Source organism: Corallococcus exercitus, from assembly GCF_042231735.1.
GTDB classification, from domain to species: Bacteria; Myxococcota; Myxococcia; order Myxococcales; family Myxococcaceae; genus Corallococcus; species Corallococcus exercitus_B.
Window position 1 is genome coordinate 5,597,265 of sequence record NZ_CP102577.1, and the last position, 12,925, is coordinate 5,610,189.

Sequence of the window (12,925 nt, forward strand, 5' to 3'; positions counted from 1 at the left end):
ATCATCCCTCCCAGGTCGCGAGCAGGTCGCGCACCCGCGCGTACTTCTGGAGCAGGGCTGCGCGGTGGGCGCTGAGCACCACCATGAATCCCACCACCAGCAGGCCCAGGAGCGACAGGAACGCGGCGCCCACGCGGTGGTCGCGCATGCCGAAGCGCACCAGGTTGGCGGCCACCGCCGTCACCAGGAACGCGGAGCCCAGGTACACGTAGGAGCGGATCCGCAGCGCGATGCCCGCGCCCACGCCCACGAGGCAGAGGAAGACGCACAGGAGCATCGCCTCGCCGTCGTTGAAGAGCAGCGGCTTCCACGCGCCCGCCACGTAGATGCCCGTCACCGCCAGGGCGCGCAGCTGCGCGTAGGCGTCCTGCGACAGCCCCTTGCGGAAGACGCGCAGGAGCAGGAGCAGGGAGAGACCCGCGGGGATGGCGTAGTACTGCGGCTCGCCGGAGCCGGTGCCCAGCCACACGAGGTACAGCGCCGTGTTGAAGGCCGCGACGGACATCAGCGACGCAGGCCCCTTCTGCTTCGTGAACGCCGCGAGCGCCGCGAAGTGCGCCGCGTAGCCCACGAGCAGCGCCATCGCCACGAACGGCTGGCTCCACGGCACCGTCAAGAGGCCCGCCAGCGGGAAGAGCCACGCGCCCGCCACGGACGGACGGCGGAAGGCCTTGAGGCCCGCGCCCTCGCGCCGCACGAAGAGGTACAGGCCGGTGAAGGCCGCGCCGCCCATGATGGACACCAGGCTGTCCGCGGCGTCGGGGCTCGCGCCCAGGCCGATGAAGCGCACGCAGAAGTAGCCCGCCGCCACCACCGCCTGCGCGAGCCACGCGGCGGCTTCGTCCTCCTCGCGCGCCGCGTGGCGCACCAGGGCGAACAGCAGGAACACGAGCCCGCCGCACGCCACCCACGCCTCGCGCGACGCGCCGCCCGGCAGGTGCACCGCCAGGACCGCGAACAGCACTTCGATGAGCGCGATGACGGAGAACGCGCGCCCCATCCGCCCGCGGACCGCCGGGCCCGCCACGGACAGCACCAGCGTGGCCAGCAGCGCCGTCGCCGCGCCGAAGTACGGGAGGATGAACTCCGCGCCCCGGCCGGTGGAGTACACCGCGCCGAGATGCAGGATGAAGGCGTGCACGGCGAAGAGGGACGCCAGCCACCCCACCCACTCGCGGTCCCGGCGGCGCATCACCACCACCCACGCCGTGGCCCACGCGAAGAGCACGCACAGCGGCATGCCCGGGTGCTTCAGCGAGCGCAGGCCCGCCAGCGACACCAGCGCCAGCACCGCGCCGCCGTGGTGCAGGGCCGCGCCCACCGCCACGCCGCGCCTGTCCAGCCAGAAGCCCACGCCCGCGAGCACCAGGCCCGTGCCCGCCACCATCGCGGGCGCCCACAGCGGCGGCACGGCGGCGACCAGCACCAGGCCCAGGAGCGCCGTGGCGGCGTTCATCATCAGGCGCTCGCGCGTCACCATCAGCGTCAGCGACGCGGCGCCCGCGACCAGCGCCACGGACAGGGGCAGCTCGCCCGGGCCCGCATCCATCAGCCGCAGGCCCACGAGCAGCGCCACGGTGCCCGCGCCACCGGCCCACAGCGGCTCGCTCCAGGTGCCCTCGATGCCGGGCGTCAGGCGCGCGGTGGCGTTCGTCAGCGCGCGCTGCACGGCGCCGGACTGACACAGCGCGGACAGCAGCGCGGAGGCCAGGCCCACGAGCGCGACGAGCACGGCCCCCTCCGGACGCCACTCGCCCACCGAGAGCGTCCCCGTCTGCCCCAGCGGCGCGAGCGCGAACGCCGCCACCGCCGCCGTGAGCAGCCAGCGCTGCGACAGCAGGAACGCGGACATCCCCAGCACCGCGCCGAAGACCGCCAGCGCGCCGGGGGACGGCAGCACCAGCGTGGACACCGCCGCGATGGCCAGCGCCGAGCCCGTGGCCGAAGCGCGCAGCACCGCGTCGCGCGGGCCGCGGAAGAAGGTGGCCAGGGCCTGGGGCGCGTGGTGCTCCGCCAGCGCCAGGGCCAGCAGCAGGCCGGTGGCCCAGGGCCGCGCGTCCGGGATGAACAGCAGCAGCAGGGACGCGGCGATGACGCGGACGGACGGCAGCGGGCCCGTCATGGGCACCAGCGCGATGGCGCAGAAGAGGGCCGTGCGCTGGCCCAGGTCCACCTCCGGGACCAGCAGCATCCCCGCGCCCAGGCACGCGAGCGCCACCTGCATCCACTTGGACAGCTCGTGGCGCGGGCCTTCTTCACTGGAGCGCAGGAGCAACGAGGCCACGGAGGGAACGTGCTCCACGACGCGCACCACGAGCAACGGGAACAGCGGCAACAGCGCGGTCCACATGAACGGCATGGGCCAGGCCGCCACGGTCATCACGCCGTAGGGCACCATCAGCGCCGCGACGAAGGGCTGGCGCAGCGAACGTGTCCACAACAGCGGCAGCAGCGCCGGGCCGATGAGCGCGAGCGGCAGGGCGCCGCGCGCCAGCGACAGCGCGTGTCCGTGCCAGGCCATCGAGGCGTCCACCATCACCGCCATCGCGCCGAGCGTGGCGACGATGCGGAAGGACTCGCCGCCCGTGGCGATGCGGCGCACGGCGGGCACGTCGTCCAGGAGGGCCAGGACGCTGAGGAACGCGGCGAGCCCCACCAGTGCCAGGGGTCCCGCCGTGTGCAGCGCGACGGTGGCCTCGATGGTGGCCAGCAGCAGGCCCAGCGTCACGGGCAGCGTGCGGGCGGTGAAGAGCGCCGCCAGCGCCGCGCCCAGCAGGAACAGGGACTGGTCGCTGTAGGGGGCAAGCGCCACCGGCACCAGCGGCAGGATGAGCGCGAGGATGCCCGCGGTGGTGGTGCTCGCGCTCTTGCCCTTGCGCGCGGCGACGAGGGAGCCCACGAGCGAGCCGATGACGAGCAGCCCCAGCGACAGCCCCGGCGACAGGCCCCACACGGAATAGACGTGCGCCACGTCCGGCAGGAGCGCGAAGCCCACGAGCACGACCGCGAACGGCCGCACGCCGGGGAAGCTGCGGGAGGTCACCGCCACCGTCGCGGCGGCGGTGAGGAGCACGGGGCCCATGAAGACCATGCCAACCCCGCCCCACACCACGGCGAGCCCCGCGTACAACAGGGCCGGCACGCCCAGCCGCTTGAGCAGGCCGCCGCGCTCGCCCAGCAGCGCCAGCACCAGCGAGCCGCCCACCATCGCCGCGACCATCGCCTGCGTGGAGTGGGCAAAGGCGAGCTTCGGCAGGATGGCGCCCGCGAGGAACGCGCCGTAGGCCAGGAAGCGCTCGTCGCGCAGCCGGAGCGCGGCCACCAGCACGCCCGCGCTGCCCAGCGTCATGCCCACGACGGGCGCGGCGATGGGCTGGGTGACCAGCGCGATGCAGAACGCGGACGTCGCGAGGACGCCGACCACGGCGGAGACGAAGCGCCGCGTGCGCTCCTCCGTGAGCCGCCAGACCAGCCCCGCGAGGCCCAGGGCCAGCACGCCGGCCACGATGGCCGCGGGGCCCGCGCCGTAGACGCGCAGGGCGCTGAACGGCAGCAGGCCGAAGAGCACCGAGCCCACGGCGGTCAGCGGGAAGCGCTTGAACAGCAGGCCCGCGCTCAGGGACATCACCGCCAGGGCCAGCGTGGCGGAGAAGGAGGGGCGCGCGTCAGGCCCCAGGTGGGAGTAGAGCACGAACGCCGGCGCGGCCCAGGTGGTGCAGCGCAGCAGCACGTCCGCGAGCCCCAGGGCACGCGCGTCACCGGTGCGCTCGCCGCGCTTCTGGGAGAAGTACGCGAGCACCAGGCCCGCGAGCACGAACGGAACGGCCGTCAGCGCGCCGTACTGGAGGGGCAGCGGCGCCGCGGGCGGGTAGCCCATGCGCGTCTTGATGGCATTGAGGAGGAGCGTGAGTGCGTGCGGGATGAGCTGCGCGCTGGACGCATAGCTGAAGTAGGCGCCCACGTACGCCGGGTAGAGCCACGGCAGCCGGTTCACGGGGCCGCGCGACAGCGACACGAGCGTGCCGGTGAAGATGGCGGCGGTGAAGAAGAAGGAGGGCCGGGTGCCGGTGATGGCGCCCGCGAGGCAGGCCACCTGGAGCGCGACGGTGAGGACCGCGAGCGGATCCGCGGCGCGCTTCGCGTCGAGCGTGCGGAAGCGCAGGCAGGTGGCGAGCAGGAACGCGACGAAGGGCGCGTAGGTGCCAGGAGGGACGGAGGTCCCCGTGGCGCCCAGCGCCAGGTGCAAGCGGATGGCGAACAGCGCGGTGAGGTACAGGGGCGCTGCGAGCGCGAACGCGAGCGCATCGCCCTTGCGCGGGGTGGTGAGGGCCTTGCTCGACAGCAGGAAGAAGAGGATGCACGGCAGGGCGTTGAGCCACACGGCCGGGGCGCCCACGCGCGCGGCCACGGGCGCCAGGCCCATGATGAGCGTGGCGCCGACGAGGCCCAGCTGGATGAACGGCCGCGAGGGCGCGTCGAAGGACTCGGCGGGCTTGCGGGCAAGCCATGCGGCGACGCCGGACCAGGCGAAGAGGAGCGGCACGAGCAGCATGGGGCGCACGCCGTCGAGCTGGAGGGCGTCACCGAAGCCCAGGGGCCCCAGCGCGACGCCACCGAGCGGGGCCACGGCGGAGCCGATGAGGCCGAGGATGTGGCCGGGCTTGCGCAGCGATTCGCGGCGGGCGAGGTAGCCGCCCCAGACGGAGAAGCCGACGGAGTAGCCCACGGTCATGAGGAAGACGGTGAGCGAGCGGGTGACGGACGTCATCCCGGCCCAGGACTCGAAGACGAAGTAGAGCGTGCCGGAGAGGATGAGGAACGCGCCGATGAACCACGCGATGCTCTCGTAGAGGAACGGCCGCCACACGCGGCTCCACGTCGACGTTTCCTCGACGAGGCGGGCCGTGCGGCTCTTCGGAGCGGGAGGCTCCATGAACGCTTCGCCCGGGTTCGGAGGCAGCTGACGGGCCGCGCGCTGTTCGTTCACGCTCCGCGCGCGGGACTCAGCGGAAGCACGCGCCGCGTTCGAAGCGTGAGCGACGCGGGGGAGCCCAGGAGTCGGAGGCGCGATGCCCAGGGCCGCGGCGAGGTCGAGCGTGGTGAAGCGGACGACGGAGGGCCCCGTCGCGGCGGAGGCGGCGTGGGCGTTCGAAGCGGCAGCAGCGTCGGTGGCGACAGCGGCGTGGGCGTCCGGAGCGGCAACGGGGTCAGAGACAGCAGCGTGAGCGTTCGCGGCGACAGCGGTGTCAGAAGCAGCGAACTCGCTCGCGACAGAGGCCTCGAAGACAGCCGCGTGAGCAGCGGAAGCGGAGGCATCGGCGACGACGTTCGCGGCCACCTGCGCGACCGGGGCCTCATCGGAAACCGCATCCACGGTGGGGAGCGCCACGGGGCCAGGCGCGACGGCGCCCTCCCCCATCGTCTGAGGCGCCACAGCCTCGTTGCGAGCCTCGACGGGCGCGGACGTCGGCGCGTCGCTGGGCGTCTCCGTGAGGACGGAGAGGAGGATGCGAGCCTGCCGCTCGTAGCGCTCGGTGAGGCGGCGGCCGACGTGGGGCGGCACGTCGTGGACGTCCCAGCGTCGCACCTCGTCCAGGAGGAAGTGGACGTGCGCGAGCTCGGCCTCGATGACGGACCGGGCTCGGGCGGCGAGACGATTGCCACAGACAACGCACTGGCGCGCGCTTCCCAGGCGTTCTTGTCGGCAGGCAGGACAGTACATGGAGCTTCCCCCTCTACAACGACCGTGCCACGCAGAATGCCCTGGAAGGGCACGGGATGGATACCCACCGGGGTGCGTCGGGCGCGTGGCGGTTGTGCAGGGCGCTGCACAGGTGCACACCCGGCGCCGCTGGCCGGCGGGCGTGAGTCATGGGACCGTGCAGGTCATGAGCACGGAACTGACGTTGAGGCCCATCGAGGCCCGGGACGACGCGGCGGTGGCCGCGGTCATCCGCGCGGTGATGCCGGAGTTCGGAGCGGACGGCCCGGGGTTCGCGATCCACGACCCGGAGGTGGACGCGATGAGCGCCGCGTACAGCCGTCCCCGGCACGTGTATTTCGTCGTGGAGCATGGGGGCCAGGTGGTGGGAGGCGCGGGCATCGCGCCGCTGGACGGAGGCGCACCGGACGTCTGCGAGCTGCGCAAGATGTACTTCCTGCCCACGGCCCGGGGCCACGGCATGGGCGAGCGCTTGTTGAGACACTGTCTGGAGTTCGCGCGGAGCGCCGGCTTCCGGCAGTGCTACCTCGAAACGCTGGGAGGCATGGAGCAGGCCCAGAAGCTCTACCGCAAGGTCGGCTTCGAACCGCTCTGCGCCCCCATGGGCCGCACCGGCCACTTCGGCTGCGACCGCTGGTACGCGATGAACCTCACCCAGGCGTCCTGAGCGCTACGGCATGACCGCGCGTCGCCCGAGGACCTTGCCCTCGGGTGACACCGCGTACAGCTCGAACCAATCGAACTCCAGTTGGCTGCCCACAGGCCATCCACATCGGTCGAGCCGTCGATCGACCCGGACGAAGTAGACGCCCCCCTCCAGGCCCACCACCACGTCCAGCGAGCGGGCGGACGACTCACAAGCCCCCGCGTCCTGCTTGGGAAAGCGGGAGAGGACCCGCTGGAGCGCGGCATGGGCCGCCAGGACCGCGGGACCGTCCAGCGTCGTGAGCGGGCGCAAGTCCGTGGGCCACGAAATGCCTGCATCCGAAGCCCCGGCCACGACTCCTCCATCCGGCCGTGCAGGAGCCCCGGCATCGGGCCGAGAAGGCGTGCTTCCGCCATCCGCCACGAGCGACACCAGCAACAGGACGTGATGAGGCTTCAGCAAGTGGCACCTCGCCAGCAGAGACACTGCGCCCGCATCATCGTGGGTAGCACTTCGGAGGAGAAAGGGTCGAACCGATATTGCTGGGAGGCGCGGGCTCGCAACGGGCCTCAAGCTGCCAGCTTCGCTCCGGCTCGCTCCAGCGGAAGACCTCTCCTTCGAAGTTCCACTTCAGGAAGCGAGGCGCATCTGCATGCCCGGTCGCCAACCAGGCCCACGCGGGAATGGGCCGCCCACGGGAGTCCCGAGCAGGTTTCCCACTCGGAGACACGGCGTACTGGATCATCGTCCAGCGCGCTTCGCCAAGTCTGACCGCGGGGAACACACGCAGGTCCGCGCTGCTCATGTCCGTTCCGCACGGATGGTTGTGAGCGAAGCCGAAGATGGGCAGGTCGCTTCCGAAGTCCTGGTCCGCGACACCGCCCATCGGGGGCTGACAGCCTCCTCGCTCCCCCATCAGTTTCCGAACGGGCCAGGAGACACGCCAGTCCTTCGGCGTCCGGTACACGGCAAGGCAATACTCGGTTGCATCGGGTCGAGGCTGGCCCGTGTTCGCGTCACATGCATCCGTGGCCCCTGGAAGCGCCATCAAAGTCTTGAGCGCGGGGAGCACCAGGTCATCGGGAACAGCGCCCATGTCCGCATAGACCACGGGAACATCCGGATGCGTCCAGGGCCCAGGCGCGACAATCAGCCTCGGGTTGTTCTCCAGCTGAGGCAGTTCACTGCTCAGGAAGTAAATCCTGGGGCTCGCGCAGGCGAGCACCAGCCCAAGGAGGCCCCACAGGATTGAAGAGGGACGTTGCCGCATCACCCCACCAGCCTGGCCGCCCGCCCACCGGCCCGGCAAGTGCCCCCGGCCAGTCACGTCCTCCGGACCCAACTTCACAGGTCAGGAGGCCCGCATGGCACTCAAGAAGCAACCCCGGTCCACGACGACGACAGCGCCACGGCGTGCGCCGCGCTCACAGAGCGCTCGCACCGCGCACGCCGCGCCTCCGACCTCAGGCACGGAGAAGCTCCCGTTCGACATCGAGGAGGTCCTCCGCCGCGTGCGCCACGAAGTCCGCTCCTTCGCGGACGCGGCCATGTTCGAGCTCGCCGCGAAGGGCCATGGCTCCCTCTTCGAACAGCTCATCGCGTGCATCCTCTCCATCCGCACGCTCGATGAGGTCAGCCTCCCCGCCGCGCTCCGCCTCCTCGGCCGCGCGCACACGCCCGAGGCCCTCGCGCGCCTCACCCCGGAGGAGATCGACGCCCTCATCCGCCCTGTCACCTTCCACGAGGGCAAGGCCCACCAGGTCCACGCCATCGCCGTGCGCACGCGCGACGAATTCAACGGCCAGCTCCCCGCGGACCCGGACGTGCTCCAGTCCTTCAAGGGCGTGGGCCCCAAGTGCGCGCACCTGGCGCTCGGCATCGCCTGCGGCCATGAGGTCATCAGCGTGGACATCCACGTCCACCGCGTCACCAACCGCTGGGGCTACGTGAAGGCCTCCACGCCAGAGCGCACGCTCGCCGCGCTCGAGGCCGTGCTCCCCCGCCCCTACTGGGTGGAGCTCAACCGGCTCCTCGTCCCCTTCGGCAAGCACGTGTGCACCGGCTCCCGCCCGAAGTGCTCCACCTGCCCCGTCCTCCCGTACTGCCGGCAGGAGGGCGTCACCTCCCACCGCTGAACGCTACCGGTCGTGGCCCGCCCACTGCGTGGCCCGCCGCGCGAACCTCCGCCACGGGTTCGTCCGGCCGCCGTTCTGCAGGGAGATCTCCTTGGAATGCCGCACGTCCTTCTCCCAGCATCGCTCCAGCTTCGAAGCAATCTCCCGGTCCTCGAACACCAGCGACCCTTCGCTCAACTTGTTGAGCGACAGCGAATCCAGGTTCGTGGAGCCCACGACGCACAACCAGTCATCCACCAGCATCGTCTTGGAATGCAGCATCGCCGGCTGGTACTCCCAGATGCGCACCCCCGCCGCCAGGAGCCGCTCGTACGTGGACCGCTGCGACGCGCGCACCACCGGCACGTCGTGCTCCGGCCCCGGGCCCATCACCCGCACGTCCACGCCCTGCCGGACCTTCACCTCCAGCTGCTCCAGGATGTCGTTGGGCGGCGTGAAGTACGCGTTGGCGATCCACAGCCGCTTCGTCGCCGCGGCCACCACCAGGCGCACCATCCGCTCCGCCTCGGTGATGCCCAGGCGCCCGGCGCTGTCGATGAACGCCGCGCACCCGCCCCCGTCCGCCTCCAGCTCCGGGAAGCACTCGCGCGGCAGGAACCCTCCGCCCGACTCAATCCAGTGCTTGGAGAACGTCACCTGGATGCGCCGCACCTCCGGCCCCTCCACGCGGATGTGCGTGTCGCGCCAGTTGTCCGGCTTCAGCCCCTCCCCCTCCCACACCTTCCAGATGCCGAAGCCGCCCGTGTACGCGATGCGCCCGTCCACCACGACGATCTTCTGGTGCGACCGGCTCAGCAGCCGCCCCAGCACCTTGCCCGCGAGCAGCCGGTAGTAGTGCACCTCCACGCCCGCGTCCGTCAGCCGCTTCTCAATCTGCTGGTCGAAGTCCTTGTCCCCGGTGGTCTCCTCGCTGCCCACCGGGTCCACCACCACGCGGCACTGCACGCCCGAGCGCGAGCGCTCCATCAGCGCCTCCACGAACCGGTCCGACAGCTCGCACGGCCGCCAGATGTAGACGAGCATGTGCACGCTGTGCTTCGCCGCGCGGATGTCCTCCAGCATCCGGTCGAAGACCTCGCTGTTCTCCAGGAGGTGCATCCGGTGCCCCAGCGTCAGCGCCACGCCCGTGGCCTGGTAGAGCGCGAACGAGAAGCCCTCGGGCCCGGGGGGCAGCTCGAACGGGCCCTGCATCTCGTGCTTGCGCGTCTCGTCGCCACCGTCGAACCCATGCGCCCCCGGCTGGGGCAGCAACTCGTCCGTAAGCTCGCTCATGGTCCCGGGAACGTAAGGACGCCCGCTCGCCCCCGGGAGTCACCGCCCGGCCCCCGCTCCGCCCGGTGAACAGGTCCCCATTCCGTCATTGCCGGAGCGTTCCAGCGTGGCGACACTGCCGTCTTTCCGTTCCCTCGTCTGGAGAGACTGCATGCTCGACGCCCCATCTCGCCCCTCCGCCCGGGAGCTGTTGTCCCTGCCCAGCCTCGCGCCGCTGGTCCCCATGCTGTACGTCGCCTGGACGGACGGCGAGCTGACGGGCGACGAGCTGCGGGCCCTGGGCGCCGCGGCCCGCGCCCAGCCCTGGCTGGACCTCAAGTCCAGCTCCATCCTGGCCCTCTGGGTGGATCCGCTGCGTCCGCCCCCGCCCCGCGAGCTGGCCGTCGTGCGCGAACACATCCGCGCCACCGCGGAGAAGCTGGCCAGCAGCCAGCAGCAGAACCTGGCGGAGCTGGGCGTGCAGCTGGCCCAGGCGCTCACGGGTGAGTCGCCCCTGAGCATCCCCGCGGCGGAGCTGGGCAAGGCCCTGGCCTCCATCGAGGCCACCCTGGGCGTGGACGGCAAGGAGGCGGTGCGCTCGCTGGTGCCCAAGGCGTCGCGCATCCCGCGCGCGGAGCCCCGCTCGCACACGGCCTCCTTCGACCCCGTGGCGATGACGGCCGTGCTGGAGCGCACCTACTCGGACGTGCGCCAGCGGGTGCGCGGTTGGCTGGAGGACGCGGACTTCCGCTACAAGGAAGGGCTCGGCACCACCGCCTACCGCGACCAGGTCTTCGACTGGCTCAAGCACCTGGCCAACGACGGCCTGGGGCAGCTCGCCTTCCCCAAGGGGCGCGAGGGCGGCGGGGACCTGGGCGCGTTCATCGCCGCGTTCGAGACGATGGCCTTCTTCGACCTGAGCCTCGTCATCAAGGCGGGGGTGCACTTCGGCCTGTTCGGCTCCAGCATCCTGTTCCTGGGCACGAAGCGGCACCACCAGCAGTACCTGCCCGGGGTCGCCTCGCTGGAATTGCCCGGCTGCTTCGCGATGAGCGAGCTGGGCCACGGCTCCAACGTGCGCGACTGCGAGACGGTGGCCCGCTACGACGCGGCCACGGGCGAGTTCGTCATCCACACGCCGTCGGAGACCGCGCGCAAGGAGTGGATCGGCAACGCCGCCCGCCACGCGCGCATGGCCACCGTGTTCGCGCAGCTGGAGGTGGACGGGGAGCGGCTGGGCGTGCACGCGCTGCTCGTCCCGCTGCGCGATTCTCACGGCAAGGTGCTGCCGGGCATCCGCATCGAGGACTGCGGCGAGAAGATGGGCCTCAACGGCGTGGACAACGGCCGGCTGTGGTTCGACCACGTGCGCGTGCCGCGCGACAACCTGCTCGACCGCTACGGCCAGGTGACGGAGTCCGGCGAGTACACGTCCTCCATCACCGGCGACTCCAAGCGCTTCTTCACCATGCTGGGCGCGCTGGTGGCGGGGCGCGTGAGCGTGGCGTGCGCGTCGCTCTCCGCGACCAAGAGCGCGCTGACCATCGCCGTGCGCTACGGCGACCTGCGCCGCCAGTTCGGCCCCCAGGGCGCGCCCGAGGTGCGCCTGCTGGACCACCAGTCGCACCAGCTGCGGCTGCTGCCGCTCGTGGCCAAGGCGTACGCGGTGGACTTCGCGCTGGAGTACCTGGTGGACCGCTACGTCCACCGCACGGAGGACGACGCGCGCGAGGTGGAGGCGCTGGCCGCGGGCCTCAAGGCCTACGCGTCGTGGAACGCCACCGCCACCATCCAGGAGTGCCGCGAGGCGTGCGGCGGCCAGGGCTACCTCACCGCCAACCGGCTGTCCTCGCTCAAGGCGGACACGGACGTGTTCACCACCTTCGAGGGCGACAACACCGTGCTCATGCAGCTGGTCGCCAAGGGCCTGCTCACGGGCTACCGCCAGCGCTTCGAGGACGACCGCGTCTTCGCCGTCTTGCGCCTCATCGTGGATCAGGCCGCCACGGTGTTCACGGACAGGAACCCCATCGCGGGCCGGCGCACGGACACGGACCACCTGCGCGACAGCGACTTCCAGCTGCGCGCCCTGCGCTTCCGCGAGGAGGCCCTGCTCGCGTCGGTGTCCAAGCGCATCCGCAAGCGGCTCACCGCGGGCGTGGAGGCCTTCGAGGCCTTCAACCAGGTGCAGGCGCACCTGCTGGCCCTGGCGCACGCGAGCGTGGAGCGCATCGTGCTGGAGCAGTTCCTGCGCGGCGTGGCGGCGGTGAAGGACGAAGCGCTCAAGCCGGTGCTGGGGCGCATGGCGGACCTCTTCGGGCTGTCCTGCCTGGAGTCCGCCAGCGGCTGGTTCCTGGAGCACAGCTGGCTCACGGCCCCCAAGGCCCAGGCCATCCGCAAGGAGCGCGTGAAGCTGTGCGAGGAGCTGCGCTCGGACGCCGTGGGGCTGGTGGACGCGTTCGGGATTCCGGACACGTTGCTGGCGGCGCCCATCGGCCTGGGGCGGCTGGCGCCCGGCGGTGAACGGTTCGACGACAAGGCGGCTGACAGCGCCCGTGCGGGCCCGGCAGATTCCCGCGCGTCATGAGGACCCGTGTTGTGTCGTGGGTGGTGTTGGGGCTCGTGGGGATGACCGGTTGCGCGACGGTCTCCCCGGCGGAGCGGGCCCGGCAGGTGGGCGAGTCCAACAAGGAGCGCGCCCGCCTGTTCACCGAGGAGATCTACAACCAGAAGCGCCTGGAGCGCATCCCGGAGTACGTCGCCGCCGACTTCGTGGACCGCTCCGAGGGCGCGCCCCGGGAACTGCGCGGCCCGGAGGTGGTGCGAACCCAGGCGGAGCAGGGCTTCACCCTCTTCCCGGACCTGAAGTTCGAGCTGCTCCACGTGATGGCGGAGGACGACTGGGTGCTGGTGCGCTGGCGCGCGACGGGCACGGACACCCAGGGCCCGCCCACCATCGACGGCAAGTCCCGGCCGGTCACGTTCCACGGGGACTCGCTGTACCGGCTGCGCGACGGGCGGCTGGTGGAGTCCTGGGACCTCACCGACCGGCTGGCCCCGCTGCTCCAGCGCGGGTTCAAGATCGTCCCGCCAGACCCCTGAAGCGTCCTGACCCGGTGACCCGCTGAACGGCCACGGGTCGGGCCCGACGCCGCCGGAGTCAGGAAAAAC

The 12,925-nt window shown here is 71.7% G+C and carries 7 protein-coding genes; 4 read left to right on the top strand and 3 right to left on the bottom strand.

Annotated features, from left to right (window positions below; genetic code table 11):
• Nucleotide 1: 1 nt before the first annotated feature.
• Complete coding sequence (locus tag NR792_RS21915; RefSeq protein ID WP_375754622.1) at nt 2-5,722, bottom strand: hypothetical protein; 5,721 nt, start codon at nt 5,720-5,722, stop codon at nt 2-4.
• A gap of 166 nt (nt 5,723-5,888) precedes the next feature.
• On the opposite strand from NR792_RS21915, the gene NR792_RS21920 reads away from it, so the two are divergent.
• On the top strand, nt 5,889-6,389 hold the full coding sequence (locus NR792_RS21920; protein WP_375754623.1) for a GNAT family N-acetyltransferase: 501 nt from the start codon (nt 5,889-5,891) through the stop codon (nt 6,387-6,389).
• A gap of 3 nt (nt 6,390-6,392) precedes the next feature.
• Here NR792_RS21920 and NR792_RS21925 read toward each other — a convergent pair whose 3' ends face one another.
• Nucleotides 6,393-6,680, bottom strand: a complete 288-nt coding sequence (locus NR792_RS21925) for a hypothetical protein (RefSeq protein ID WP_375754624.1) — start codon at nt 6,678-6,680, stop codon at nt 6,393-6,395.
• 1,052 nt (nt 6,681-7,732) lie between these two features.
• Between NR792_RS21925 and nth the strand changes: the two genes are divergently transcribed.
• Nucleotides 7,733-8,503 carry an endonuclease III domain-containing protein gene (gene nth, locus NR792_RS21930; protein ID WP_375754625.1) on the top strand — a complete coding sequence of 257 codons (771 nt, stop codon included), beginning with the start codon at nt 7,733-7,735 and terminating at the stop codon, nt 8,501-8,503.
• 3 nt (nt 8,504-8,506) lie between these two features.
• Here the strand turns inward: nth and NR792_RS21935 are convergent, their stop codons facing one another.
• Nucleotides 8,507-9,775, bottom strand: coding sequence for a phosphatidylserine/phosphatidylglycerophosphate/cardiolipin synthase family protein (locus tag NR792_RS21935; RefSeq protein WP_375754626.1), 1,269 nt, complete (start codon nt 9,773-9,775; stop codon nt 8,507-8,509).
• A 151-nt stretch (nt 9,776-9,926) separates the two neighbouring features.
• On the opposite strand from NR792_RS21935, the gene NR792_RS21940 reads away from it, so the two are divergent.
• Nucleotides 9,927-12,341, top strand: a complete 2,415-nt coding sequence (locus tag NR792_RS21940; RefSeq protein ID WP_375754627.1) for an acyl-CoA dehydrogenase — start codon at nt 9,927-9,929, stop codon at nt 12,339-12,341.
• On the top strand, nt 12,338-12,856 hold the full coding sequence (locus NR792_RS21945; protein WP_375754628.1) for an ester cyclase: 519 nt from the start codon (nt 12,338-12,340) through the stop codon (nt 12,854-12,856). Before NR792_RS21940 ends, NR792_RS21945 begins: the two co-directional genes overlap by 4 nt.
• Nucleotides 12,857-12,925 lie beyond the last annotated feature (69 nt).